Below are 26,583 nucleotides of genomic sequence, written 5' to 3' on the forward strand. Positions count from 1 at the left end.
TATGCGTCAGAAAACCATCGATGCGATTATGGCCCATGCTGCAGCTGAGTATCCTCGCGAGTGTTGCGGCGTGGTGGCGCAGAAAAGCCGTGTTGAACGTTATTTCCCGTGCCGGAATCTTGCCGTGGTGCCGGAGGACAATTTTGTACTTTGCCCCGAAGACTATGCAGCTGCTGAAGACTGGGGGAAGGTCATTGCCATCGCTCACAGTCACCCTGATGCCACGACGCAACCGAGCGAACTGGATAAAGCGCAATGCGATGCAACCCTTTTACCCTGGCATATCGTGAGCTGGCCGGAGGGGGATTTACGGACCATTCAGCCGCGTGGAGAACTGCCGCTGCTCGAGCGTCCGTTTGTACTTGGTCACTTTGACTGCTGGGGGCTGGTAATGAGCTATTTCCGGCAAACGCATGGTATCGAGCTTCACGATTACCGGGTCGATTATCCCTGGTGGGAAAACGACTATCCGGACAATTTCTATCAGGATTGCTGGTATGAGTGCGGATTCCTTGAATTCGACGGGCCGCCAAAACCAGGCGATATGGTGATCATGCAGGTTCAGGCTGATAAGTGGAATCATGCGGGGATTCTGCTGGAAGGCAACATGCTACTGCATCACCTTTATGGGCACTTGAGCCAACGGGTTCCTTATGGCGGTTATTGGCGCGATCGAACAATGAAAACAGTTCGTCACAAATCGCTTTTTATTTAATAATAATTGTCTTAAACATTAATTAGGCTGGTCTAATGCATGCAACTAAACAATGAAATAAAGGGTTTTTTAAAATGGATTTTAATATTAAGCCCTACCATAATTGGTGGTTTACTTTTAGTTAATAATATTTTCAGTTGCGATTTCAATCTATGGACTGGCGGTGGGCAACTATTCACAGGGCTTGGGCTGACATTGTTTTTATTTAGATGGATTACATGGGGTGACTGTGATTTCAAAGTTGGCGGAGGGATGTTCGCTTTAGGAGTCGCATTTGGCATTTTCGGTGTGTTCTCAAGCTCTAAGGCTTTGGATCAAGACTATGTAAGGCTGCGATCTGATTTGCAAGACGCATTCGTAGATGCTTCGGCTAATTGCCAGGGGGATGGGAAATCCTATCTCAATGCAGCGCAAATTTGTGCTATGGCACCAGTTATGGAAGTAACAGATTTGAATTATCAGTTGATGAAGGCGAAGTATCTTCCTCCAACTGCCTCACTTATTGATGGCATGTACCACTCCACCGATGATGCGAAGATTGATGCTTGTTTAGTGAGCTATTTTTCACTATCCGCAAAATGCCCTAATAGCTTCGTAACATTCAATCTAAACCACCCTGAAATGAAGTCGATTGAATCACTGAAACAGTGTTCTTCATTTTGGAAATGGATTCAAAGTTGGGTTTAAATCTATATTCAATCAACTTTCTAATCTAATTGCCATATGCCATGTAATTACGCAGCGCCCATCTTAATCAATGGGCTTTTTTGGGAGTGGATTGCTTGTGATTAAAGCACGTGACTCAATCAGAACGATTCGCCTTTACGGAGTCCTCGGGGCTACCTTTGGTCGTGAATTCAAACTATATGTTTCTTCTCCAAAAGAAGCAGTTCGAGCCCTATGTGTCATCCTTCCCGGCTTTGAACGTTTCCTGAATACCAGTAAGCAACGGGGCCTGACTTACGCGGTTTTCAGCGGTAAGCGTAACCTGAACAATGATGAACTCGTCATGGATCAGAGCTCGGCTGATATTCGCATAGCGCCAGTTATCGTTGGGAGTAAGCGAGGAGGTATCTTCCAAACCATCCTCGGTGTTGCACTTGTTGCTGCTGCAATCTGGATGCCTGGAGTAGGTATCACCGCGAGTAACATTATGTTCCAGATCGGAGGGGCAATGGCCTTGGGCGGCATTGTGCAGATGCTCTCGCCGCAGACAACCGGACTCGCCAGCAAGCAATCGGCGGACAACAAGGCCAGTTATGCCTTTGGTGGAGTCACAAATACGACAGCCCAGGGGAATTCGGTACCGCTCCTGTATGGTCGCCGGCGAATCGGTGGCGCGATTATTTCTGCCGGGATTTATGTTGAAGATCAGCAATAAATAAATACCTTCTTTCAGGCCACCTTCGGGTGGCTTTTTTTATGGGTGCAATATGGCAACTGCAATCGCTATAAAAGGCCGCAAGGGCGGCAGCTCCAGTTCCCGAACCCCTACCGAACAGCCTGACGATCTGCAATCTGTAGCGAAGGCTAAAATACTGGTTGCGCTTGGGGAAGGGGAGTTTGCAGGGCAGCTAACCGGCAAAGATATCTACCTGGACGGAACGGCTCTGGAGAATGCTGACGGCTCCCAAAACTTCAGCGGTGTGACGTGGGAGTTTCGGCCAGGAACTCAGGCACAAAAATACATTCAAGGGATCCCGGGTACCGAAAACGAAATCAGCGTGGGAACTGAGGTATCGAGCGCTACAGCGTGGACGCGCACGTTTACCAATACGCAGCTTTCAGCGGTTCGCCTGCGTATGAAATGGCCTTCGCTTTTCAAGCAGGAGGACGACGGCGATCTGGTAGGTTACTCGGTTAATTATGCGATTGACCTGCAGATGGACGGCGGTACATGGCAGACGGTACTCAATACCAGCGTGACCGGCAAAACGACTTCTGGTTACGAGCGCAGCCACCGTATTGATTTACCTCAGGCTGGCAGCACCTGGACAATCCGACTACGTAAGATTACGTCTGATGCCAACAGCGCGAAGATCGGCGACACGATGATGCTGCAGAGCTTCACCGAGGTAATTGACGCCAAATTACGCTATCCAAACACAGCGCTGCTTTATATCGAATTCGATTCCAGCCAGTTTAACGGCTCTATCCCGCAGATCTCCTGCGAGCCCCGCGGCCGAGTTATCCGCGTACCGGATACTTACGACCCCGAAACCCGCACTTATAGCGGTACGTGGGCTGGGACATTTAAATGGGCCTGGACCGATAACCCTGCATGGATTTTCTACGACCTGGTGGTCAGCGACCGTTTCGGACTTGGGGATCGTCTTACAACGGCCAACATAGATAAATGGACGCTCTACCAGGTTGCACAGTATTGCGATCAACTGGTACCGGATGGCAAAGGCGGAAGTGGTACCGAACCACGTTATACCTGCAACGTATACATTCAGGAACGCAACGACGCTTATACGGTCCTGCGTGATTTTGCTGCTATCTTCCGCGGGATGACCTACTGGGGCGACGACCAGATTGTAGCGCTGGCGGACATGCCGAGAGATGTTGATTTTACATACACTCATGCGAACGTTATTGATGGCCGATTTACCTATTCCAGCAGTACTACAAAGAACCGTTACACCAATGCGCTGGTGTCCTGGTCGGATCCTGATAACGCCTATTCTGATGCGATGGAGCCTGTTTTTGAGCAGGCACTTGTTGCGCGTTATGGGTTTAATCAACTTGAGATAACTGCGATCGGTTGTACCCGTCAGTCGGAAGCGAATCGGAAAGGGCGATGGGGGATCCTCACCAACAATAAAGATCGCATTGTTACTTTCAATGTAGGGGAAGATGGCAACATTCCACAGCCCGGCTATGTAATCGCTGTAGCGGACCGAAATCTCTCCGGGCGCGACTTGGGCGGCCGTATCTCTGCGGTGAATGGTCGCGTGCTGACCCTGGACAGGGCTCCGGATGCTTCGGCAGCCGACAGGATGATTGTCAATCTTCCATCGGGTGTTTCACAGTCTCGCACCATTCAGTCGATAACGGGCAATAAAGTGACCGTTACGACCGCTTACAGCGAAACGCCTGTGGCTGAGGCCGTATGGGTCATTGAGTCTGATGAACTCTACGCACAGCAGTATCGCGTTATTACGGTAACTGATAATAATGACGGCACGTTCACAATCGTCGGTGCAAATCACGAACCGGATAAATTCGATCGCATTGATACCGGAGCCATCATTGACCAGCGGCCGGTGAGCGTGATCCCGCCGGGCAACCAGTCGCCACCTGCGAACATCGTGATCAGCTCGTTTTCAGTGGTGCAGCAAAATATCAGCGTCGAAACGATGCGCGTGAGCTGGGACCAGGCGCAGAACGCTATAGCCTATGAGGCTCAATGGCGGCGTAACGACGGGAACTGGGTAAACGTGCCACGCAGCTCTACCACGTCATTCGACGTCCCCGGGATTTATGCAGGGCGCTACCTGGTGCGCGTGCGCGCAATCAATGCCGCAGAAATCTCGTCCGGCTGGGGCTATTCAGAAGAGAAAACACTGACGGGGAAAGTGGGCAACCCACCGAAGCCGGTTGGCTTCATCGCTTCTGAAAACGTGGTATTCGGTATCGAGCTGAACTGGGGATTCCCGGCTAATACCGACGACACGCTTAAGACGGAAATTCAGTACAGCCTGACCGGTACCGAGGACGATGCGATGCTGCTGGCCGATGTGCCTTATCCGCAGCGCAAATATCAGCAGATGGGCCTTAAGGCTGGGCAGATTTTCTGGTACCGCGCGCAGCTGGTGGACCGCAGCGGCAACGAATCAGGGTACGCAGAATGGGTGCGAGGACAGGCCAGCATCGATGTTTCCGACATCACAGATGTGATCCTGGAGGAAATTAAAGACTCCGATACGTTCAAAGACCTGATCGAGAACGCGGTAGACAGCAATGAAAAAATTGCTGGCATGGCTGACGACATCAAACAGGCCAACGATGAACTTGAGCTGCAGGCGCTGGCCATCAAAGAAAATGCTGACGGGCTGGCCCAGGCCGAAGTTAAGATTGATGAAATTTCTGTCTCTATGGACGGCATGACGGGCGGGGTGAAAAACTCAGCCATTGCCATTATCCAGAACGGGCTGGCGCAGGTGGCTACGCGTAAAAGGCTATCCGCAACGGTCGCCGGTAACAGTGCGCAGCTGGATCGTATTGATGAGGTAATCGTTAACGAGAAGGAGGCAACGGCGCGCTCGCTGCTGAGCCTGCAGACGGACGTCAACGGCAACAAGGCATCCATCAACAGCCTGAATCAGACGTTCTCCGACTATCAGCAGGCTACGGCCACGCAGATAAACGGCATAACGGCGACGGTGAACGGGCATACCTCAGCCATTACAACTAACGCTCAGGCGATAGCGAACGTAAATGGCGACCTGAGCGCGATGTACAACATCAAGGTTGGCGTCTCCAGCAACGGGCAGTATTACGCCGCGGGGATGGGGATCGGCGTTGAGAATACGCCATCCGGGATGCAGTCGCAGGTTATCTTCCTGGCTGACCGTTTCGCGGTGACTCACCAGGCCGGAGCGACCGTTACGCTTCCGTTCGTTATTCAGAACGGGCAAACGATAATCCGGGACACGGTCATTGGTGATGGGACAATCAGCAACCTAAAAATAGGCAGCTACATCCAGTCGACAACCTGGGACGGGACAGGGAACGTTGGCTGGCATATCAACAAATCCGGTTATGCAACATTCAATAATGTGACCATCCGTGGAACTGTGTATGCAACCAATGGGAGTTTTACCGGAGAGATAAATGCAACGAGTGGAAAATTCAAAGGCACGGTTGAGGCAACAAGTTTCATTGGCGACGTAGCTAACGGTTATGTATTTGCAGATACAGAAATGACTGCGGGAAACACCGATACAAAAAGGTCGTTCAGATATACTGACAGCACTACAGGCTCCCTGGACAAACAAGTACTCGTTATGTGTATGATTGATTCATACCGCCCAGCAACAGCAGGCACTGCGAGAGTAACGGTCACTATCGCAGGTGCATCTAAACAGTTTGTCGTTCAGTTAAGTAATCAAGGGGTTTCTGCATACAGCACTACAGATTGCTCAGCCATTATATTTTCTGTAAGAACATCAGCCAGAGTAGTTGATTGCTCTATTGTTGCGAGGGCTGAAGGTGGTGGTGTATCAATTAAATCGCCTGCGATGTTGATTATGCGAGGCACCGGTTCGTTTACACAGTTGTAATTACAATAATCAATTTATTGTTCTCAAACCCGCTATTTGGCGGGTTTTTTATTGTCTGGAGAAAATATGCTTTATAACACTGGAACCATAGCCATTAACGGAAACACCGCCACCGGCACCGGCACAAACTGGACAGCACCCGCCAGCCAGGTTCGCGCTGGCCAGACGATTATCGTGATGTCTAACCCGGTGCAGCTGTTCCAGATTTCATCTGTGAACAGCGCCACGTCAATGACGGTTACGCCTGCAGCTTCCCCTGCGCTCAGCGGCCAGAAGTATGGAATTCTTGTATCGGACATTATCTCAGTCGACGGCCTGGCGCAGGCCATGTCGCAGCTCATCAAAGAGTATGACGAGAACATTGGCGCGTGGGAGACGTTCGCCACCACCTCTGCAAACCAGAGCATCACAGTTACCATCAATGGAACCTCTGTAACGATCCCCGGCATCGGTAAACTGGCACAGAAAGGGAGTAACGGTGCGCTGGCTGTTGCTGACGGAGGAACCGGAGCAGCTAAGGCAGAAGACGCTCGCACAAACCTCGGTTTGGGAAACAGCGATAATGTTGCCTTCAGTAATTTGAATCTTACGCGAGATAACGATTCTTCAGCTTCAGGAATTTTAACGACAACATCGAAGGACAACAGCGGGTCAATCAAAAACTATGCCCGCTTCTATGCTGAAAGGCGCGCAGACGGTATCGACTACCTGACGCTACACATCAACGGAGCCAATAACACTTTAAATCGCTACCTCTCTCTTCGCGCTAATGACGGGGCTATCATCGCCTCAGGCGCAGCACTTGGGACTGGTTTTGATTCTCAGATCGGGAACGTTGCACAATGTATGAACGAGCGAAGATTAAATGGCGGTACAGCTGCGTTTCGCACTTTAAATTCAGACCTCGTTATTGGCGGGCAGACCTTCCAGTATGGTGCCTCTCTTTACTTCCGCGCGGGCGATACAGCTTCAACGTTGTGGGTAGATTACAGAACCGGTAATGCGATGATCTCCGCAGGTAATGATTCCAGCATTTCTGCAGGCACAGCTCAATACAACAATCTTTGGGGAACAAAAAACACTACAGTCGATGCCAACGGTTTCATTAAGCGAGCATCTCCCATTGTGAAAGTATTTTCTGACGGCTGTAGTGAGGTTAACGACGAATCAGAAGGATGTACTGTTCTACGTATTGCACCAGGGCAATACCTGATTGAGGGGTGCTGTGGTCTAAATTCTGACGCTATCTGGGGCGGTATTGATGGGGGATTCGAGATACCAACCGACCGAAATAAACAGCCGCTCATCTGGCTGGATTATGAGGTCCATGCTGACGGTTCGGTGTTGGTGAAAACCTATCACCGCACACACCCGGAAGCGCCGGCGTTCGCCAGGAACGAACGGGACGGCTTGAGTAATGGCGATCCGGTCGATATTCCTCACGATCAGTTTGTGTCTGTGCGCGTTGAGATGCCTGTTAACTCTCCTTACAACCTTAAACAGCAGCAACAGGAAACGTTGCCACTTCCAACTGATGGGGATTAAGCCTATCCTTTCCCACGAGATACTTTAAGGTCTTCTTCAAGCCTACTCACCCGTTCGGCCAGCTCCTTAATCGCTTCCACATACAGTGCGCTTATTGCGCTGTAGTCCACGGTTTTGAGATCGTTAATCTCTTCTCCGGTCGGTGTAGTGCCGGTCCCGCCAGAACTTACAGCAACGGGCAACACCTTTTCCAAATCCTGAGCGATGATGCCTGCGCTCTGCAGCGATTCCGATTCAGTCAGTTGGATGCCGAACGTATAACCCGTCAGGGAGCAAATCTTCTCCAGAGCGTTACTGACGGGTTCTTTGTCGAATTTCACACGCTCATCTGAGGTCTGATTCATCGTGACGCAGGTGAACTTACCATCAGCCCCAAATGCAAACGAGTAACCGTTAGAGCCGCCATTATCATTGTTGTCAGGACGGATCTGAATAATTCCTGTTTGACTGGAGTAAATAACCCCCCTGGATGCACCTCCGGTACCATAGAACCATAGGTGGGCATTTTGATTGTCAGCTGAAGCTAAAACAGCAATTTTAGTTTTGCACTCCATGTCAGAAGTGGTCGCAATCTTTGCAGAAGCGCTAATGCTGTTCTGACAGGTAATAGGGTTACGAAATTCGAAGCTATCGCCAATGAAAACGTATTTTCCGGCGTAGAATGTGAAGTCTCCTTTCCCTATCGCACCATTAGAATTGCCGCCGCACAGAATGCGCGCGTCATAGTCGTTAGTGCCAAGAAAATGAAAATCAACAAAGCTTGCCGAAGAGGGTTTTTTGGCTCCAACTTCGAGGCTTCCGAAGTTGGCTGTGTTGGTATCTCCCAAACCGACGTTTTATAGATTGCCCTGAGGCTACCTGGCCGATAACTTCACCTGATTTTTTTGCAGAAATTATTGGATGAAAAATATGCAAATTGGCTATGTAAGGGTGTCAACAAATGACCAAAATACAGATCTGCAGCGACAAGCGCTCGAACGCGCAGGATGTGAACAAATTTTCGAAGAAAAAATGAGCGGAACGGTGGCGAACCGTCCGGCCCTCAAAAAGCTTCTGAAAACCCTGAATGAGGGCGATACGCTGGTGGTGTGGAAGCTTGATCGCCTCGGGAGAAGCATGCGTAATCTGGTGCTGCTTGTGGACGAACTCCGGCAGCGCGGTATCCACTTTAAGAGCCTCACGGACAGTATCGATACATCCAGCCCGATGGGGCGCTTCATCTTTCATATCATGTCAGCTCTGGCAGAAATGGAGAGGGAGTTGATTGTGGAGCGCACCCGGGCAGGTCTGGCTGCAGCTCGTGAGAAGGGACGAATAGGTGGAAGGCGTCCGAAACTTACCGAGGAGCAATGGGCACAGGCAGGCCGACTGATTGCGAACGGCATGGACAGGAAGGAGATAGCGATAATTTATGACGTTGCCGTATGCACGCTTTATAAAAAATTTCCCGCTTCAAAGTCGGCTTAATTTTGCTCACATAGAATTGCGGCCATAAAATTTACAAAACTCATAATTCGAAGCGACGTAGAAACTTAGAAACGAAACGGCGAAGCTTTAATCAGTCATGGCAGACCCTCTGTCTTGCGTGCATACTCAAATGAAACTACTGTATATAAAAACAGTGTTCGAGGTGTGTCGTATGGAGTTTATCAGGCCTGCAGAACTGCGAGAAATTATTGCTCCCCCGCTTTTCAGTGACTTAGTGCAGTGTGGTTTCCCTAGCCCCGCAGCTGATTACGTTGAACAGCGCATTGATCTCAATGAGTTACTTGTCGCTCACCCGAGTTCGACATATTTCGTCAAAGCCGCGGGTGATTCTATGATCGAAGCCGGTATCAGCGACGGTGATCTGCTGGTGGTAGACAGCTCCAGGACTGCTGTGCACGGTGACATTGTCATCGCAGCGGTGGAAGGGGAGTTCACTGTTAAACGCCTGCAGTTGCGCCCGACCGTGCAACTCAATCCAATGAACAGCGCCTACAGTCCGATCATTGTTGGCAGCGAAGACACGCTGGACGTTTTCGGCGTCGTGACTTTCATCGTTAAATCGGCGAGCTGAACGTGTTCGCGCTCTGTGATGTGAACTCGTTCTACGCATCATGCGAGACTGTATTCAGGCCGGACCTGAGAGGGCGGCCGGTAGTCGTTCTCTCGAATAATGATGGCTGCGTAATCGCTCGCAGCGCCGAGGCCAAGGCGGCTGGAATTACCATGGGAGAGCCGTTCTTTAAGCAGAGAGAACTGTTCCGACGAGCTGGCGTTGTCTGCTTCAGCAGTAACTACGAGCTGTATGCTGATATGTCGAACCGGGTAATGACGACGCTAGAGGAAATGAGCCCCCGCGTCGAAATTTACAGTATCGATGAAGCTTTTTGTGATCTTACTGGAGTGCGAAACTGCCGGGACCTGACCGAGTTCGGCAAGGAGATCCGCGCTACGGTTCTGAAGCGTACGCACCTCACCGTTGGCGTTGGCATTGCCCAGACAAAAACACTCGCTAAACTCGCCAACCACGCCGCAAAGAAATGGCAGCGGCAGACTGGCGGAGTAGTTGATTTATCGAATATCGATCGCCAGCGCCGACTCCTTGCCCTAGTACCCGTAGAGGACGTTTGGGGCGTTGGCCGTCGCATAAGTAAGAAGCTTAACGCCATGGGCATTAAAACGGCTCTGGACCTCTCAGAACAAAGCACATGGATTATCCGTAAACACTTTAACGTGGTACTCGAGCGAACGGTCCGGGAGTTGCGCGGCGAGCCTTGTCTTGATCTGGAGGAGTTTGCGCCAGCAAAGCAGGAAATCGTCTGCAGTCGGTCATTCGGCGAACGCGTCACGGACTATGAGCAGATGCGCCAGGCTATTTGCAGCTATGCGGCCCGTGGCGCTGAAAAACTACGTGGTGAGCACCAGTATTGTCGTTTTATCTCGGCGTTCGTGAAGACGTCACCTTTTGCCCTGAATGAGCCATATTACGGCAACAGTGCGTCAATCAAACTTCTCACCCCCACTCAGGATTCCCGCGACATCATTAACGCCGCGGTAAAGTGCCTGGACAAAATCTGGAATGACGGACACCGATACCAGAAAGCTGGCATTATGCTTGGCGATTTCTTTAGTCAGGGCGTGGCCCAGCTCAACTTGTTTGACGAGAGCGCTCCGCGGGCAGGTAGTGAAAAACTAATGTATGCGCTGGATCATCTGAACGCTAAAGACGGAAAGGGAACCCTCTTCTTTGCCGGGCAGGGCATACAGCAGCAGTGGCAGATGAAACGGGATATGTTATCTCCACGATATACTACGAGGTATTCAGACCTAATAAAAGTTAGATGATTCTTAAATCGGTCCATTCATCCGAACCTAATTACCGGCTATGAGTATTAACAATAATATGTCTACGACTATGCTTTTGTAATGTAAATAAGCCCCTGCAATTATACAGGGGCTCACGGATATGATGCCGGGTGCCTCCCGGTGAGTCATTGAACTAACCACTCGTGACTCGCTGCTTCAGAAATTCACGATGAGCCGCTTGATATACAAATCATCAGGTTAATTAGCCCTGCCGCTGAGGAGGATTCATCATTAAACCGAATGTAACAGCAATGCTTAGCAAATGATACAGTATTTACTGATGTGTATCATGATTTTTCGCAGTTTGCACGGTCAAAGTATTTTCAGATGGTGAAGGTTAAAACATCGATGTTCATTTTTTTAATTTAAGTCTTGAAACAAAGGTTAATGTTTTATCTTCTGGGCAAATCATTAGAAAAATTGCTGTGGGACATTCTTCTAAACGTATAATTCGATGCAGCATCTGGTAGAGTCTTTTTTTTAGTTTTTCTGCTCCATCTTTTTCAGACTCCCACTCTAAAACTGCCTGACCCTCTGAACCAACGAATGCATGGGGTGGAAGTTTAATGCCTCGGTTTGACTTACTTGAATAGTTTCGGTCATGCAAGAGATCCAAGATGAGAGGGTTGATATTATTATCTGAGGATTGGGCTTCAGCAACTATTAATACTGTGTAATGTAGGATTTTCATGGAAGCCTTATGGTTGCTTCAGCAATAGAGTGATATTGCCATGGTGTTGAATGTCCATATCTTAATTATAAATGTCTGTATGGGGGTAAAAAAAAGCCTGCATTAAACAGGCTATAAAAATGAAACGTAGTTATAATAATTATTTCATGAATGTTGGTGTTGAATCCCTGGCGTCAAAGATACTTTTGCGCCGCATCTAATATTTCCTGAGAGGTAAGCTCTCGATCTGATGCCACATAAACCACTTCATGGTCACCTGTTAAAGAGGGAAAACCTGCTGACATTATCTGAAGGTTCATCACTTCTCCATTAGGATATTCTTCGCGTATTGATGTCACTCCTTTAAGCACAGTGATAACTTTACTTGGCTTACCATTAAAAAAAATGATTACTTTTTTCATATATCACCATGTATTTTTAGGGTTTCTAGCCCCTGCAGGTGGTCGAAAGGGTTCTGTTTGTTCATTTTTTTTCCTCTTTCGAAATTAAAACAAGCATTATACTTTCTTAACGTGTACTGTAACGGTCCATTTGAACTGGAGAAGTCTATGTCTGCACGTAAAAACACTCAATTCCGCCGAAATTATTTAGTAAAATGTCCTTGTCCAAACTGCTCAAAAGATTCCGAACATAGTTACAATCGTGTACAAAAGGGGGCTCAGTTGGTGTGCCCATACTGCTGTGCTTTGTTCAAATCTTCCCAGCGCTTCTAAATAAATTATTAAAAAAATAAGAAGTGATGCTTTTGGAGGCTGCCTAACCTCTTACGCACTTTAGTATTTTATAAGCAGTTAGCTTCTGCTTTGAGACTGTTCATGCAGCAGTCCTGCATTTCATCACATCGGTCAGCAAACTTGATGGTAAGTAAATATGCTGGCCTGTTGTAATGATGTGAGTAATCGAACGTCACCTTTCACTGATAAAGTCATGCTGCCTTAAGTAAACTATCTAAAATTATCTATCGCAAAGTGTTACATTTGCAGCGATTGGACCTTTAGTTCCACCTATGATAGCGAATTTGACTTTTTGTCCTTCAAATAGAGTATTAAATGTTTCTCCCAGCAGGGAAGAAGTGTGAACAAGAACATCTTTACTTCCATCGAGTGGGGAGATAAAGCCAAACCCCTTATCTTCGTTAAACCACTTAACAAGACCTATGATTTTAGATGACATACAAACTCCGTTTGAACATTTCAAACTGACAAGCAAGCTCATGATAAGAAACGTATGCTGGTATATGTATGGACTCAAGAGGAGGGATATCAGAGATAACACCTAGTTATGAGAACGGCTTTTGGAAAAGTTAGATTCATCATCGCAACGAATCAGCCAAACCATTAAGGCACGTGTTGAATGATTAAGCAAATTTTATTTTAGCCTTCTAGAGGTCCGTTGAAATAAGGTTAGCTATTATTAACTAATCCTGTATAGTCAAATCTGGATTACCATTAGGAAAATATTTGTCGCGTAAAATGACAGGAATTGTCAAAAGTTTTGACTTCAAGAGCGGAAAGGGATTGATTATCCCATCAGATGGCAGAAAAGATGTTTTTTTGCATGTTTCTGCATTAAGTAATAGTGAAAGCCAAACGTTAAAGCCAGGTGTTCGTGTTGAATTTTATCGTATAAATGGACTTAGTGGTCTGATGGCTGCAAATATATTTGTTTCTTAAAGTAAGATAATATTGAGCCAAATATAAAGTGCGCATCAAAAGTACGGAAGATTATATATCTGTTTGTTCTATCAATTTTCTCCCCTGATTTTTTACATTTCCAACATCACGTGCCACCGCATGCCAGATAAACATCTCAGCTGGCACAGTGCCGTCGGCTGCGATCTCTTCAGCTTCTTTCCCACCTATTTCTTGTTGCATCCATTCCCGAGCCGCTTCAGGTGACAGAACAAGCGGCCGCCGATCGTGAATATCGACCAGACCTTTATCAGCTGCAGACGTCACAATCAGAAAACCTTCTGCTTCATCGCCGCGCTCAAATGGCGTGCTTCCGATCGCCGCCATGAATATGGGCTGGCCATCGGAACGGTGAATAAAGTAGGGCTGTTTCTTGTCACCTTCCTTCTTCCATTCAAACCATCCGTCGGCAAAGCAGATCGCCCGGCCATGCTGCCATAACGGCTTGAACATCCGGCTCGTGGCCGCAGTTTCGACGCGCGCGTTTGTCAAAGGTGCTTTATCCCACCATCCTGGCGCGTAACCCCACAACACAGGATCGAGGTGCAATTGATCGTCGCGTTCGCTCAGCAGCAACACCTTTGTGCCGGGTGCCACGTTGTAACGTCCGATTGGTTCAGGGTCGTACGCGATGTCGCGATCGGCTTCATCGGCCAGGTAAGCCAGATATTCTTCACGGGTTTGTGCTTGTGCAAAACGTCCACACATAGAAACCTCCAGTCAGTCAGACTGAAAGTATAGGGCAGAGAGAAAAAGAGGTACGTACTGAGAAAAGTTAGGGGCAAATTTAGGGGCAAAAATGCGGAATAGGGGCAAAAAAAGGGCACTGAAAATGTAGGTCTGGGTAGCTTTAGGGAGAAGTTATTATGCTATAACTAATTGAATAAGTAGAGAAAATAAATGATATCAATGAGTTGGGAAAATCAGCGTAGCTTATTCAGGTTGTATTGCTCTTTTTTGTTAATCTCTTGATTTTGCGACATTTATAGTTTACTCAAATCTCAAAGGGGGCACCGGTGAGGCAAATATGCCCATCAGGGCACCAGCATCGCAATATGGTACGGATTGCGGCGACGAAAGCCAGCACGTTTTACCCTTGTGCACCCGTTTTCTTGAGATATTTTCCTGCCATAAAATTGGTGACGATAAGCACGGGAATGGCAATGAACCTGGGGATATCTGAACCATCAAGCCATTCAGTGCTTATCTGGTTAGCTAGCGCTATACAGCCGTAGACGTTGATGAACATAAGCCAGGGCATTATGAAGATTCTCACGGCTATCATCCTTATTCTTGATTATGTTGAGTAATATTGCGCTGAGAAGAGAGAAAAGCAACGGTCCCTGACAATCTGAAATGAGAGGTGAACTCCAGCGCGTTTTTCGGTACTCCTGCTAATCTTTTCATTGGTACACAGGGAGCATTGGCATGAAGAACAAAGACGAACAAACAGGATTGGTTGGGCTAGCGATTGGTGCGGCAGTCATTGGCCTGGTATCGGCGCAAAAGCATATCAACCGTGAAAGCATTGTAGATGAACTGATCAGGCTCGGCAGGCAGAAGGGCGATGGCGTGGAAGATGAGGTATTCGTTAAGGCGGCTGAACTCGTGAGAAAAGGGGTATAGACGATGGCTGAAATTCGTCATGCGCAGTGTCATTGCGGCGCGGTGGCATTTACCGTTGAGCTAACTGACGGGCTGAAAACCGCGCGGCGCTGTAGCTGTTCTTTTTGCCGGATGCGGGGAGCGGTCGTGGTTTCCGCACCGTTATCCGGTATTAGCGTCACCAGAGGCGAGGACAAGCTCACCGAGTATCGTTTTAACACCGGAACGGCACGGCATTTTTTCTGCTCGGTATGCGGCATTTATACCTTTCATCAGAGACGCTCTAACCCTGACCAGTACGGCGTTAACGTCGCCTGCTTCGAAAACGTCTCGCCTTTTGATTTCAAGGAGGTGGTGGTAATGGATGGCGTCAACCACCCGATGGACGGCGACAGCGGTATATTTGGCTATCTGTCGTTTCGTCAAAGCGAGGTGGATTAATCAGCGTCCAGCACGTTTAGCAGTTCACCAAGATGGTGAACGATGCCGCCTAAATCAAAAATCAGCGCGATCCAGACGCAGCCTAACAGGGCCAGAAGAACGAGAGATACTCGGGTAAACACGCAATATCCTTATTTTATCAAAGTGCAGTATTTACTGTACTTTGATCTCCTTAAACTTGCCCTTAACGACGCCGTCATAAAACCTGCCTTTTGAGACCACGCTCAAAAAATCAGAGAAAACTCGCGAGGGAACGCGCTGATATTGCAGCGTGGTACGGTCGCGAAAGCGGATTTCGAGCGTTGCACTTTTTTCATCGTAGGCAACGGAGGCAATTCGTGATGATTTGACTGGATGATGAACCATGGTGAGATGCCCCTTACCGCGCTGACAGGAGCGTTAATCATCTTACAGGAGGGGGCAACTGTGCAAGTTGAAACTATTATAACGTTTACTGTTTAAATATATAAAAGGTTAGCCCGCAGGAGTCTGCGGGCTATTACACTTAGAACTGGTAAACCAGACCTAACGCTACAACATCATCAGTGCCGATGCCGTTGTTTTTGTAGAAGGAATCATCTTCATCCAGCAGGTTGATTTTATAATCAACATAGGTAGACATATTTTTGTTGAAATAGTAAGTTGCGCCGATGTCCGCATATTTAACCAGATCCTGGTCGCCCTGGCCGTTGCCCAGATCTTTCCCTTTGGACTGCAGGTAAGAAATAGCCGGACGCAGGCCGAAGTCGAACTGGTATTGCGCCGTTACTTCGACGTTCTGCGTTTTATTTGCAACCGCGTTTTCATTGTCACCGTACGGCGTCATGTTGCGGGTTTCAGAATACATTGCCGCCAGGTAGATGTTGTTCGCGTCGTATTTCAGGCCCGCCGTCCATGCGTCCGCTTTGTCACCGCCAGCGGTGGTATAGGTCACCTGGTCATTGGTACGGTCAGAAGAGGTGTAAGCGGCACCTGCGGTGATACCCATGCCGAAATCATAGGTGGTGGAGATACCAAAACCGTCACCGTTCTCGTGGCGAGTATCGCGCCCGTTGTTCGTACCTTCCTGGTTGTTGCTGGCGTCTTCGTTATTACCCTGATACTGCAGCGCGAAGTTCAGACCCTGCACCAGGCCGTAGAAGTCGGTATTGCGGTAGGTTGCCACACCGTTGGCACGACCGGTCATGAAGTTATCCGCTTTGGTGTAGGAGTCGCCACCGAACTCTGGCAGCATATCGGTCCAGCCTTCCACGTCGTACAGGACGCCGTAGTTTCGACCGTAGTCGAATGAACCGTAGTCGCCCACTTTCACGCCCGCAAACGCCAGACGCGTCCAGGACTGGTTATCAGAGCCTTCAGTATTGTTAGCCTGAACGTTGTACTCCCACTGCGCGTAGCCCGTCATCATGTCGTTGATCTGGGTTTCGCCTTTAAAGCCCAAACGCATGTAGGTCTGATCGCCATCAGCACCTTTGTCGTCAGAGAAGTAGTGCAGACCATCTACTTTCCCGTACAGATCCAGTTTATTACCGTCTTTGTTATAAATTTCTGCAGCGTGTGCAGCGCCAGCCATTAACAGCGCTGGGATCACGAGGGCCAGTACTTTTCTTTGCATTGTGATATTCCTTTGCAATCATTTTTATTTAATTACTGAGTGAACTTTCCGAACTGGAAAGAGGTGCCATGCTAAATCACTCCTGTGGAGGAGTAATAAAATATAATTGTTACGATTTAAGTAAAATCTCAACCAAATAATGCCGCTGACATCATGATTGATTCCGTGAATGATTTATCTTCAATTATACAAAATTAAAATTATTAATTACTTTGCGGAAAGGGTAGTCTTCGGCCCGTTATATGCCTTTAAGATGTCTTATTCCATAATTCACATGAATGCTTTTTAATGTATTAAAAGGTTATTCTTTGATTATCTGGATGGCCCGATGTAAATACATCGGGCTTTTTTTACGGCAAAAAAATGCCCGGACGCGCCGGGCAGTGAAGTTATTCGCTAGCGGACTTTTCCGCTTTCCCGGCCATTTGCGCCAGGAAGTCATAGCGTTTTTGCAGATCGGCCGCGGCATCTTTCCAGAGCTGTTCCGCAACGTCTGGCTGCTGCGCGTTGAGACGGCGGAAGCGCTGCTCTTGCATCAACGTCTCCGCGAGCGCATCCGAAGGCGGACGTGAGTCCAGTGCCAGCGGCAATTTACCTTCATCGGCGCGGCGCGGGTCAAAGCGGTAGAGCGGCCAGAAGCCGGTAGCCGTCAGCTGACGCATCTGATCGTGGCTGAGCGCAAGGTCGTAACCGTGCTCTTCGCACGGGCTGTAGGCGATAATCAGGGACGGGCCCGGGTAAGCCTCCGCTTCCTGAATCGCTTTGACCGTCTGGTTAAGCTGTGCGCCCAGAGAGATTTGCGCGACGTAAACGTGGCCGTACATCATCATGCTGACGCCAAGATCTTTCCGAGCCTTGCGTTTACCGTGCTCGCCAAACTTCGTGACCGCACCTAACGGCGTGGCTTTTGACGCCTGACCCCCGGTGTTGGAATAACACTGGGTATCAAGCACCAGAATATTGACGTTTTCGGTCAGGCTCAGCACGTGATCCAGACCGCCAAACCCAATATCGTAAGCCCAGCCGTCGCCGCCAATCAGCCAGATAGATTTCTCCACCAGCGCGTCGGCATCCGTCAGCAGTTGTTCTGCCCCTTGCACACCCTGCAGCGCGTGACGCAGTTCGTCTACCTGCGCCCGGCGAACCTCCGGCGAGGCATCCGCATGCAACGCGTCGTTCAGCTCAGACGGGATCTTATCGGCGAACGCATCCAGCAGGCGCATCACGCGGGCGCGGTGCTGATCGACGGTCAGGCGGAAGCCAAGCCCAAACTCGGCGTTATCCTCAAACAGCGAGTTCGCCCACGCCGGACCACGGCCGTTAGCGTCGGTGGTATACGGCGTGGAGGGGAGGTTACCGCCATATATAGATGAACACCCTGTGGCGTTAGCGATCAGCATGCGATCGCCATACAGCTGCGTCAGCAGCTTGATGTACGGGGTTTCGCCGCAGCCGGAGCAGGCGCCGGAGTATTCAAAGAGCGGGGTAATCAGCTGCGAGGTACGAATATCGATACGTTCCAGCTTCGTGCGGTCGATTTCCGGGAGATCGAGGAAGAAGTCGTAATTCACCTTCTCTTCTTCAACGTGCTCCAGACGCGACATCATATTGATGGCTTTGATTTCCGGGTTTTGACGATCTTTAGCCGGGCACACCTCGACGCACAGATTACAGCCGGTGCAATCTTCTGGAGCAACCTGGAGAACATACTTCTGCCCGCGCATATCGCGGGATTTCACGTCCAGCGAGTGCAGGCTGGCCGGCGCCGAGTCCATATCCTCTGGCGAAACCACTTTGGCACGAATCGCCGAATGCGGACAGGCCGCTACGCAGTGGTTGCACTGGGTGCACAGCTCTTCTTTCCAGATAGGGATCTCTTCAGCGATGTTGCGTTTTTCCCAGCGCGTGGTGCCCATCGGCCAGGTACCGTCTGGTGGAAGGGCCGAGACGGGCAGGGCGTCGCCCAGTCCGGCAAGCATGGCGGCTGTAACGGTTTTGACAAAATCAGGCGCCGCATCGGACACGACCGGTGGACGGTTCGGGCTGCTGGCGTTCACCTGCTGGAGCGGTACTTCGGACAGGGATTCCCGCGCCAGCGCTAACGCCTGCCAGTTACGCTCAACCAGTTCCTGGCCTTTGCTGCTGTAGCTTTTGGCAATGGCGCCCTGCAGTTCCATCAGGGCGCTGTCGCCCGGCAGAATGTTGGTCAGGTGGAAGAAGGCCATCTGCATGACGGTGTTAATACGCGCGGCAAGACCGCATTCGCGGGCTATTTTCGCAGCGTTGATGACGAAGAGGCGTGCTTTCTTCTGATTCAACACAGCCTGCACTTCCTGCGGCAGTCGCGCCCAGACTTCGTCAGGGCTGTAGGGCGTGTTGATCAGGAAAATACCGCCGGGCTTAAGGCGCTCGGCCATCTGGTATTTGTCGATAAACTGCAGCTGGTGACAACCAACAAAATCTGCCTGTGAAATCAGATACGCCGAGCGGATTGGCTGTTCGCTGACGCGCAGGTGGGAAACGGTCAGGCCGCCTGCTTTTTTGGAGTCATAGACGAAGTAGCCCTGAGCGTACCACGGCGTCGAATTGCCGATGATCTTGATGTTGTTCTTGGTCGCCGAAACGCTGCCGTCGCTCCCTAAGCCGTAGAACAATGCTTCAAGTTTGGCGGTCGATGGCAGGGTGTTTTCCGGCAGGGCCAGAGAGAGGTTGGTCACATCATCATAAATGCCGACCGTGAAGCGCGGCTTCGGTTTCGCTGTACTCAGCTCGTTAAACACCGCCAGCACGCAGTCGGGGCCGAACTCTTTGGACGACAAGCCGTAGCGACCACCGATAACGCGCGGCAGGGTTTCGCGCTCGCCGTTGCTAAAGGCTTCTGCCAGCGCGGTCATGACGTCAAGATACAGAGGCTCCGCGTGGGCGCCTGGCTCTTTGGTACGATCGAGCACCGCCACGGAGCGCGCGCTTTCGGGCAGCGCGGAGAGCAAGTGTTTGGCCGAGAACGGACGATAGAGGCGAACTTTCAGCACGCCAACTTTCTCGCCGCGCGTCAGCAGCTCGTCCACAACTTCCTCGCAGGTGCCAATCGCTGACCCCATCAGCACGATGACGCGCTCTGCCTGCGGGTGTCCGTAATATTCAAACGGTTTGTATTCGCGTCCGGTCGCGCTGGCAAAGTCATTCATTGCCTGTTCCACGTGGTCATAGACCGCGTTGTACCACGGGTTTGTCGCCTCGCGGGACTGGAAGTACGTGTCCGGGTTGGCGGACGTGCCGCGAATAACCGGGTGCTCCGGGTTCAGGGCGCGGGCGCGGTGGGCGTCAATCTCTGCCTGCGGAAGCAGGTTGCGGATGGTGTCATCGGACAGCGGGACAATTTTGTTAATTTCGTGAGAGGTACGGAAACCATCGAAGAAATGAATAAATGGCACGCGGCTTTTCAGCGTCGCAACGTGCGAAATCAGCGCGAAGTCTTGCGCTTCCTGCACGCTGCTGGCGCACAGCATCGCGCAGCCGGTCTGACGTACGGCCATTACGTCTGAATGGTCGCCAAAGATGGAGAGGGCGTGAGTGGCGACGGTACGCGCCGCAACGTGGAGGACAAACGGCGTCAGCTGGCCTGCCAGTTTGTACAGCGTTGGGATCATCAACAGCAGTCCCTGCGAGGAGGTAAACGATGTTGAGAGGGCACCGGTCTGAAGCGCGCCATGCACGGTGGCAATGGCCCCGGCTTCGGACTGCATTTCTACCACTCTTGGAACATCACCCCAGACGTTTTTTAACCCGTTGCCGGCCCAGGCATCGGCCTGTTCGGCCATCGTGGAGCTTGGCGTAATCGGATAGATGGCGATAACTTCGCTGGTGCGAAACGCGACAGACGCGACTGCACCATTACCGTCAATAGTTTGCATAGGACGACACCCTTACATTGCGCAAAAAAGAGGGACCCGTAAAACGGCAACGAGTCCTGATAATTATTCCCTTATTTTAGCAAAGGTCAGGTTTTACGATTTTCGCTTTTGTGTCCTGCATATTCTCGCTATCAATGAGTAGATCAAAGTTTGGGCGAAAAAATTGCGAGAAATTGTTTCCATAGCGCATAAATACGCACTTCCGCTCTCGACGATGCGGCGCACGATGCCTATTATGCATAGGTTTCGCTTAATTAATGGGGAAGAGAACATGCGTTCAGCATTTTGGGTAGGGTGTGCCGCGTTACTGTTATCGGCATGCAGCAATGAACCCGTTCAGCAGGCAACGGCGGCGCACGTGACGCCGGGTATGAAGGCCGCGATGTCCAACTCAGGGCAGGCTAACTGCGCGATGATTGGCGGTTCTCTGTCCGTGGCTCGCCAGCTCGATGGCTCCGCGACGGGCATGTGCGCGTTGCCCAATGGCAAACGCTGCAGTGAACAGTCGCTTGCCGTGGGATCCTGCGGGAACTACTGATTATTCAGCGCGCTTAAACATTAGCGTTTTTTCAGCTGTCGCCAGCGTCAACTGGTCTTCAGTCAGGTCGACCTGTGCACCTTTGCGCAGCATGTCGCCGATGGCCTGATCCAGTTCGTTAAGCTGTGGCTCGCTACACATTTTTCGGGTCATCGCCAGCGTTTTAACGGTGAGTGCGCCTTCGGACAATTTCCCCTGTCCGTTAAAGCTGTTGCACATCACGCCTGAGACGGTGATGTTTTTAACCAGGCTGAGGTCTGACAGCGCGCTAAAGGCGATCTCAGGCTGTGCTGACGTTTTGGTGACAGCTTTACCATCGACGTTTTCCAGTACAAAACGGTGGTTTTGCAGCTGCTCCGGCTGGACGGAAGCTTTGCCAGGGTTAACGCAGCCCGTCAGAGCCAGGCTTAAAAACAGTACCGCAACGCTCTTTTTCATTTTTCTTCTCAAATATTAATGCTGTGAATCTATTTCAAGTGTAACGATAAGCCCGCTTGAGTTAATGGGCTTTATCTGAAAGTGCGAGAAGAGACCGGGCAACAGCGCTGCGCCCGGTACGGTGAGTTAGTGAGATTTAAACCCCGCCGCCGTCATCAGCATGCGGAAGAACATACTCACAGCGGCCAGCGCCAGGACGCTGCCGCCCCAGATGATGGCCAGCCACATCAAACGTTTCCAGACAGGTTGTTGCATCAGTGATAACCCTCCCCATGCTGAACTTTGCCGCGAAAAACGTAATAGCTCCAGAAGGTATAGACCAGAATCACCGGAATGATTAACAACGCCCCCACCAGCATAAAGCCCTGACTTTGCGCGGGCGCCGCAGCCTGCCAGAGCGTGATTGAGGGCGGAATAATATGCGGCCAGATGCTGATCCCAAGCCCGCTGAAGCCAAGAAAAATCAGCCCCAGGGTCAAGACAAACGGCAGGTTATGGCTATTGCCGCAGTTCAGGCTGCGCCACTGGAAAATGCTGAAGACGATAACCAGCGCCGGGACGGGCAGCAGGTAAAACAGATTAGGCAGCGTGAACCATCGCGCCGCAATAGCGGTGTGGGCCAGCGGCGTCCAGACGCTGATGGCCGCAATGATAACCAGAAGCGCGATTAATAACCCTTTTGATACCCGACGCATACGCTGCTGCAGCGTGTTTTCACTTTTCATGACCAGCCATGTCGACCCCAGGAGCGCATAGGCCACGACCAGACCTACGCCGCAAAAAAGGTTAAACGCGGTAAACCAGTCAAAGGGGCCGCCGCCGTATGCACGCCCGGTGACCGGGAAACCGTTAATCACTGCACCCACCGTAATGCCCTGCGTGAAGGTTGCAAGAATCGAACCGCCAATAAAGGCCTTATCCCAGAAGGGACGGTGCGCGGGAGTGGCTTTAAAACGAAACTCAAACGCCACGCCGCGGAAGATAAGCCCGATCAGCATTAACGTCAGGGGAATGGTAAGAGCATCAATAATCACCGCGTAGGCGAGGGGGAATGCGCCAAACAGCGCGGCCCCGCCGAGCACCAGCCAGGTTTCATTTCCGTCCCAGACAGGCGCGACGCTGTTGACCATCACATCGCGGTCGTCGGCGTTTTGAATGGCCGGAAACAGAATGCCGATCCCCAGATCGAAACCGTCCATCACGATATACATCAGCGTGGCAAAGACGATAATAACGAACCAGATAATGGAAAGGTCGATACCCATTATGGTTGCTCCTTAAATTCAGTGGTGACGGCGGAAAGGGGGCGAGCCGGGCGTCCGTCTGATTCGGTGGCGAAGGACTCATGCGGCTGAGGGCCTTTCTTAATGAGCCGCACCATGTAGCTGTAACCCACCCCAAACACCGAGGTGTAAACAACGAAGAAGGCCAGCAGGCTGATGCTCATATACAGATCGCCGTGGGCCGAAACGGCATCTTTCGTGCGCTGCAGTCCATAAACAACCCACGGCTGACGGCCAACCTCCGTTGTGACCCAGCCTGCCAGAATAGCAATCAGGCCGGACGGTCCCATCAGCAGGGCAAACCACAGGAAGGGCCGCGAGGTATAAAGACGCTTCCTGTAGCGCAGCCACAGCGCCGCAGCGCCGAGCAACAGCATCAACATCCCTAAACCGGCCATAATGCGGAAAGACCAGAAAACAATGGTGGAGTTGGGGCGATCTTCTTTCGGGAACTCTTTCAGTGCCGGAACCTGCTTTTCCAGACTGTGCGTCAGGATCAGGCTCCCGAGCGCGGGGATCTCCAGCCCGTAACGGGTGCGTTCCTGTTCCATGTCCGGCCAGCCAAAGAGCAGCAGCGGCGTCGGCTCGCCCGGTAGATTTTCCCAGTGGCCTTCAATCGCCGCAATTTTCGCAGGCTGGTGTTTTAAGGTATTCAACCCGTGCATATCCCCGACCATGGCCTGAATGGGTGCCACAATCAGCGTCATCCACAGCGCCATTGAGAACATCGCGCGAATAGCGGGCGTAGTGTTGCCTCGCAGCAGGTGCCACGCCGCGGAGGCGCAGACAAACAGCGCGCTGCTGAGGAATGCCGCGATCGACATATGCAGCAGGCGATAGGGGAAAGAGGGGTTGAAGACCACGGCAAACCAGTCCACCGGCACGACCTGACCGTTGACTATCTCATAGCCCTGAGGCGTCTGCATCCAGCTGTTTGAGGAGAGGATCCAGAAGGTGGAGATGATTGTCCCCAGTGCCACCATGCAGGTCGCGAAGAAGTGCAGCCCCGGGCCGACCTTCTTCCAGCCAAACAGCATCACGCCGAGGAACCCCGCTTCGAGGAAGAAGGCGGTCAACACTTCGTAGGTCAGCAGCGGGCCGGTGATACTGCCCGCAAACTGCGAAAACCCGCTCCAGTTAGTGCCAAACTGATATGCCATCACGAGGCCGGATACCACGCCCATGCCAAAGTTAACGGCGAATATCTTCGACCAGAAATGGTACAGCGAACGCCAGACCGGATTTTTTGTTTTCAGCCATAGCCCTTCCAGGACGGCGAGATAGCTCGCCAGACCGATGGTGATCGCCGGAAAAATAATGTGAAAGGATACGGTAAACGCAAATTGTATCCTCGCAAGGTGAAACGCATCTAAACCAAACATGCACAGCCTCAATGTCAAACGGTGTGCTGTTATGGTATGGCGCGGCGAAGAAGACTATCAGACGCAGAAAAGTGAAATTTATGTATAACAGTTCCGGTAATCACGCCTTTTTGATTATCTGATATGGTCTGAATAATGAATAAAAAAAGAGTTTTTATGATTTTTACGCATTAAACCCCTTGCATAGTCGTCAGCGAAATGCGTTAATGGTCTTCTGGTTTTGAGTCCAAATAAATATCTGACGTAGTTTTATAAAGCAGTTCTCATCACGTTGTGCCTCTCCGCAGCCTCTCTTGGGTCTTTATCTACTTTCCGATTAGTTTTGTTTAAAACCATTTTTGCCTGATCGGCCCATTAGTTATTTACGTTCTAAACGTTTACAGGAGAATCCTATGACTTCTTATATCCATTTCCGCTGCCCGTGCTGTCACGGCTCGCAGTACCGTACCTCAGCTTTTGATGTGTCTGAGAAAAACCCCTTCGGCGCAAAATGCATCTTTTGCAAATCGTCGATGGTTACGCTCGACCACCTGGCCGCTGCGCGATCTGCACAAAGCCACATCACTGAGTTCCGTAAGTAATAAACACCGTTTTTCATAACAGTTAGCAAAATCTTCTCTTTTTCTCCTGCTGATATACACTGTCGGCAATAAGGAGAATCTGATGAAAAAATACCAGCGTCTGGCGCAACAAATTATCTCGCAGATTGAGCTTGGCGTATGGTTGCCGGGCGATAAATTGCCTTCGCTGCGAGAGCAGGTGGCGAGCAGCGGGATGAGTTTTATGACCGTTGGCCACGCGTATCAGATGCTGGAAAGTCAGGGGCGCATTGTCGCCAGACCGCAGTCGGGCTACTACGTTGCCTCGCGCCCGACCGCACAACAGCCCGCGCCGCCCGCCCAGGTCATGCGTGACGAAGTGGTGGATATCAACACCTACATCTTCGACGTATTACAGGCCAGCCGCGACCCGTCCGTTGTTCCCTTTGCCTCTGCGTTTCCCGATCCCCGACTTTTCCCGCTTCAGCAGCTCAACCGCTCGCTGGCGAACGTCAGCAAAACCGCCACGGCGATGAGCGTGATTGAAAACCTCCCGCCGGGGAACGTCGATCTACGCCACGCCATTGCGCGCCGCTATGCCCAGCAGGGCATGAACATCTCGCCTGACGAGATTGTCATTACCGCTGGCGCACTCGAAGCGCTCAACCTCAGCCTGCAGGCCGTCACGGAGCCGGGAGACTGGGTGATTGTCGAAAACCCCTGTTTTTACGGCGCCCTGCAGGCGCTCGAACGCCTGAAGCTTAAAGCGTTGTCGATTGCGACGGACGTTCGCGAAGGCATCGATCTGAACGCCCTTGAGCAGGCGCTGAATGAGTACCCGGTAAAAGCCTGCTGGCTGATGACCAACAGTCAAAACCCGCTTGGCTTCACGCTCAGCGCTGAGAAAAAGGCCCAGCTTGTGGCCCTGCTGACGAAGCACAACGTCATGCTGATTGAAGATGATGTTTACAGCGAACTCTACTTTGGCCGTGAAAAGCCGCTCCCGGCGAAAGCCTGGGATCGCCATGACATGACGCTGCACTGCTCGTCATTTTCAAAATGCCTGGTGGCGGGCTTTCGTATCGGCTGGGTGGCGGCAGGTAAGCATGCGCGCCGCATTCAGCAGCTGCAGCTGATGAGCACGCTGTCGACGAGTTCCCCTATGCAGCTGGCGCTGGTGGATTATCTGGCGACCAAGCGCTACGACGCCCACCTTCGCCGCCTGCGCCGCACGCTGGCAGAACGGAAACAGCATGCCTGGCAGGCGCTGTTGCGCCACATGCCCGCGGGCGTCAAAATCCATCATAACGACAGCGGCTACTTTTTGTGGCTGGAGCTGCCGATACCGCTTGATGCGGGGCTTCTGAGTGAAAAAGCCCTGACTCACCATATCAGTATTGCACCGGGTAAGATGTTTTCGACCTCAGACGTCTGGACCCCGTTCTTCCGCTTTAATACCTCCTGGTCGTGGGGAGAGCGAGAAGAGCAGGCGGTTGTTCAGCTGGGGAAATTAATTAGCGAGATGCTGGAATAATACTTTCAGCCCC

Annotated in this window: 28 protein-coding genes; 15 read left to right on the top strand and 13 right to left on the bottom strand. The window is 51.0% G+C overall.

The window, feature by feature from the left end:
- The first annotated feature begins 1 nt into the window (after position 1).
- From D5067_RS10830 to D5067_RS10850, 5 genes are all read left to right on the top strand, one after another.
- Positions 2-715, top strand: a complete 714-nt coding sequence (locus D5067_RS10830; RefSeq protein WP_119937812.1) for a C40 family peptidase — start codon at positions 2-4, stop codon at positions 713-715.
- Between the two features lie 39 nt (positions 716-754).
- Positions 755-1,402, top strand: a complete 648-nt coding sequence (locus D5067_RS10835) for a hypothetical protein (RefSeq protein WP_119937813.1) — start codon at positions 755-757, stop codon at positions 1,400-1,402.
- A 97-nt stretch (positions 1,403-1,499) separates the two neighbouring features.
- Complete coding sequence (locus D5067_RS10840) at positions 1,500-2,096, top strand: tail assembly protein (RefSeq protein WP_235843313.1); 597 nt, start codon at positions 1,500-1,502, stop codon at positions 2,094-2,096.
- Between the two features lie 52 nt (positions 2,097-2,148).
- Complete coding sequence (locus D5067_RS10845) at positions 2,149-6,003, top strand: TipJ family phage tail tip protein (RefSeq protein ID WP_243544827.1); 3,855 nt, start codon at positions 2,149-2,151, stop codon at positions 6,001-6,003.
- A 66-nt stretch (positions 6,004-6,069) separates the two neighbouring features.
- On the top strand, positions 6,070-7,548 hold the full coding sequence (locus D5067_RS10850) for a phage tail fiber protein (protein ID WP_235843290.1): 1,479 nt from the start codon (positions 6,070-6,072) through the stop codon (positions 7,546-7,548).
- A 2-nt stretch (positions 7,549-7,550) separates the two neighbouring features.
- Here D5067_RS10850 and D5067_RS10855 read toward each other — a convergent pair whose 3' ends face one another.
- Complete coding sequence (locus D5067_RS10855) at positions 7,551-8,375, bottom strand: tail fiber domain-containing protein (protein ID WP_119936517.1); 825 nt, start codon at positions 8,373-8,375, stop codon at positions 7,551-7,553.
- Between the two features lie 82 nt (positions 8,376-8,457).
- Here D5067_RS10855 and D5067_RS10860 point away from each other — a divergent pair, with 82 nt between their 5' ends.
- The 3 genes from D5067_RS10860 to D5067_RS10870 all read left to right on the top strand — a co-directional run bounded on the left by D5067_RS10860 (position 8,458) and on the right by D5067_RS10870 (position 10,878).
- Positions 8,458-9,015, top strand: coding sequence for a recombinase family protein (locus D5067_RS10860; RefSeq protein WP_119936739.1), 558 nt, complete (start codon positions 8,458-8,460; stop codon positions 9,013-9,015).
- Between the two features lie 172 nt (positions 9,016-9,187).
- A complete protein-coding gene (locus tag D5067_RS10865) occupies positions 9,188-9,607 on the top strand; it encodes a translesion error-prone DNA polymerase V autoproteolytic subunit (RefSeq protein WP_119936518.1) in 420 nt (139 codons plus the stop codon).
- 2 nt (positions 9,608-9,609) lie between these two features.
- Positions 9,610-10,878, top strand: a complete 1,269-nt coding sequence (locus tag D5067_RS10870; protein ID WP_119936519.1) for a Y-family DNA polymerase — start codon at positions 9,610-9,612, stop codon at positions 10,876-10,878.
- A gap of 373 nt (positions 10,879-11,251) precedes the next feature.
- Here the strand turns inward: D5067_RS10870 and D5067_RS10875 are convergent, their stop codons facing one another.
- Complete coding sequence (locus tag D5067_RS10875; RefSeq protein ID WP_125913632.1) at positions 11,252-11,590, bottom strand: hypothetical protein; 339 nt, start codon at positions 11,588-11,590, stop codon at positions 11,252-11,254.
- Between the two features lie 173 nt (positions 11,591-11,763).
- Complete coding sequence (locus tag D5067_RS10880; RefSeq protein WP_108417350.1) at positions 11,764-11,991, bottom strand: hypothetical protein; 228 nt, start codon at positions 11,989-11,991, stop codon at positions 11,764-11,766.
- Positions 11,992-12,138: 147 nt separating this feature from the next.
- Between D5067_RS10880 and D5067_RS10885 the strand changes: the two genes are divergently transcribed.
- Positions 12,139-12,303, top strand: a complete 165-nt coding sequence (locus D5067_RS10885) for a YnfU family zinc-binding protein (protein ID WP_213729873.1) — start codon at positions 12,139-12,141, stop codon at positions 12,301-12,303.
- Between the two features lie 241 nt (positions 12,304-12,544).
- Here D5067_RS10885 and D5067_RS10890 read toward each other — a convergent pair whose 3' ends face one another.
- Positions 12,545-12,763, bottom strand: a complete 219-nt coding sequence (locus D5067_RS10890; RefSeq protein ID WP_119936520.1) for a cold shock domain-containing protein — start codon at positions 12,761-12,763, stop codon at positions 12,545-12,547.
- A 287-nt stretch (positions 12,764-13,050) separates the two neighbouring features.
- On the opposite strand from D5067_RS10890, the gene cspF reads away from it, so the two are divergent.
- On the top strand, positions 13,051-13,263 hold the full coding sequence (gene cspF / locus D5067_RS10895) for a cold shock-like protein CspF (protein ID WP_119936521.1): 213 nt from the start codon (positions 13,051-13,053) through the stop codon (positions 13,261-13,263).
- 51 nt (positions 13,264-13,314) lie between these two features.
- On the opposite strand, the gene D5067_RS10900 is transcribed toward cspF, so the two are convergent.
- The gene (locus D5067_RS10900) at positions 13,315-13,989 is read right to left on the bottom strand and encodes an SOS response-associated peptidase (RefSeq protein ID WP_119936522.1); all 675 of its coding nucleotides are present in this window, start codon (positions 13,987-13,989) and stop codon (positions 13,315-13,317) included.
- A 720-nt stretch (positions 13,990-14,709) separates the two neighbouring features.
- Here D5067_RS10900 and D5067_RS10905 point away from each other — a divergent pair.
- Together D5067_RS10905 and D5067_RS10910 are read left to right on the top strand one after the other, a co-directional pair.
- The gene (locus tag D5067_RS10905; RefSeq protein ID WP_119936524.1) at positions 14,710-14,907 is read left to right on the top strand and encodes a hypothetical protein; all 198 of its coding nucleotides are present in this window, start codon (positions 14,710-14,712) and stop codon (positions 14,905-14,907) included.
- Between the two features lie 3 nt (positions 14,908-14,910).
- A complete protein-coding gene (locus D5067_RS10910) occupies positions 14,911-15,327 on the top strand; it encodes a GFA family protein (protein WP_119936525.1) in 417 nt (138 codons plus the stop codon).
- Here D5067_RS10910 and D5067_RS24070 read toward each other — a convergent pair.
- The 4 genes from D5067_RS24070 to nifJ all read right to left on the bottom strand — a co-directional run bounded on the left by D5067_RS24070 (position 15,324) and on the right by nifJ (position 20,856).
- Positions 15,324-15,449 (bottom strand): hypothetical protein, encoded by a 126-nt coding sequence (locus tag D5067_RS24070; protein WP_263069568.1) that lies wholly within the window; start codon positions 15,447-15,449, stop codon positions 15,324-15,326. The genes D5067_RS10910 and D5067_RS24070 overlap by 4 nt on opposite strands.
- A 31-nt stretch (positions 15,450-15,480) precedes the next feature.
- Positions 15,481-15,693, bottom strand: coding sequence for a KTSC domain-containing protein (locus D5067_RS10915; protein WP_119936526.1), 213 nt, complete (start codon positions 15,691-15,693; stop codon positions 15,481-15,483).
- 139 nt (positions 15,694-15,832) lie between these two features.
- On the bottom strand, positions 15,833-16,942 hold the full coding sequence (gene ompC / locus D5067_RS10920; protein ID WP_119936527.1) for a porin OmpC: 1,110 nt from the start codon (positions 16,940-16,942) through the stop codon (positions 15,833-15,835).
- Positions 16,943-17,331: 389 nt separating this feature from the next.
- On the bottom strand, positions 17,332-20,856 hold the full coding sequence (gene nifJ, locus D5067_RS10925) for a pyruvate:ferredoxin (flavodoxin) oxidoreductase (RefSeq protein WP_119936528.1): 3,525 nt from the start codon (positions 20,854-20,856) through the stop codon (positions 17,332-17,334).
- A 271-nt stretch (positions 20,857-21,127) separates the two neighbouring features.
- On the opposite strand from nifJ, the gene D5067_RS10930 reads away from it, so the two are divergent.
- Positions 21,128-21,394, top strand: coding sequence for a putative hemolysin (locus D5067_RS10930; RefSeq protein ID WP_119936529.1), 267 nt, complete (start codon positions 21,128-21,130; stop codon positions 21,392-21,394).
- On the opposite strand, the gene hslJ is transcribed toward D5067_RS10930, so the two are convergent.
- From hslJ to D5067_RS10950, 4 genes are all read right to left on the bottom strand, one after another.
- Positions 21,395-21,832 carry a heat shock protein HslJ gene (gene hslJ / locus D5067_RS10935; RefSeq protein ID WP_119936530.1) on the bottom strand — a complete coding sequence of 146 codons (438 nt, stop codon included), beginning with the start codon at positions 21,830-21,832 and terminating at the stop codon, positions 21,395-21,397.
- A gap of 126 nt (positions 21,833-21,958) precedes the next feature.
- Complete coding sequence (locus D5067_RS10940; RefSeq protein ID WP_032666970.1) at positions 21,959-22,087, bottom strand: DUF2474 domain-containing protein; 129 nt, start codon at positions 22,085-22,087, stop codon at positions 21,959-21,961.
- Positions 22,087-23,097 (bottom strand): cytochrome d ubiquinol oxidase subunit II, encoded by a 1,011-nt coding sequence (cydB, locus tag D5067_RS10945; RefSeq protein ID WP_119936531.1) that lies wholly within the window; start codon positions 23,095-23,097, stop codon positions 22,087-22,089. The genes D5067_RS10940 and cydB overlap by 1 nt, the downstream gene beginning before the upstream one ends.
- Entirely contained in the window at positions 23,097-24,497 is a 1,401-nt protein-coding gene (locus tag D5067_RS10950; RefSeq protein ID WP_119936532.1) for a cytochrome ubiquinol oxidase subunit I, read from the bottom strand. The genes cydB and D5067_RS10950 overlap by 1 nt, the downstream gene beginning before the upstream one ends.
- A 392-nt stretch (positions 24,498-24,889) precedes the next feature.
- Between D5067_RS10950 and ymcF the strand changes: the two genes are divergently transcribed.
- Positions 24,890-25,078: a cold shock small protein YmcF gene (gene ymcF / locus D5067_RS10955; protein WP_119936533.1), complete on the top strand. Its 189-nt coding sequence runs from the start codon at positions 24,890-24,892 to the stop codon at positions 25,076-25,078.
- An 82-nt stretch (positions 25,079-25,160) separates the two neighbouring features.
- Positions 25,161-26,570, top strand: a complete 1,410-nt coding sequence (locus tag D5067_RS10960; protein ID WP_119936534.1) for an aminotransferase-like domain-containing protein — start codon at positions 25,161-25,163, stop codon at positions 26,568-26,570.
- The last annotated feature ends 13 nt before the right edge of the window (positions 26,571-26,583 follow it).

It is taken from the genome of Enterobacter huaxiensis, assembly GCF_003594935.2.
GTDB classification, from domain to species: domain Bacteria; phylum Pseudomonadota; class Gammaproteobacteria; order Enterobacterales; family Enterobacteriaceae; genus Enterobacter; species Enterobacter huaxiensis.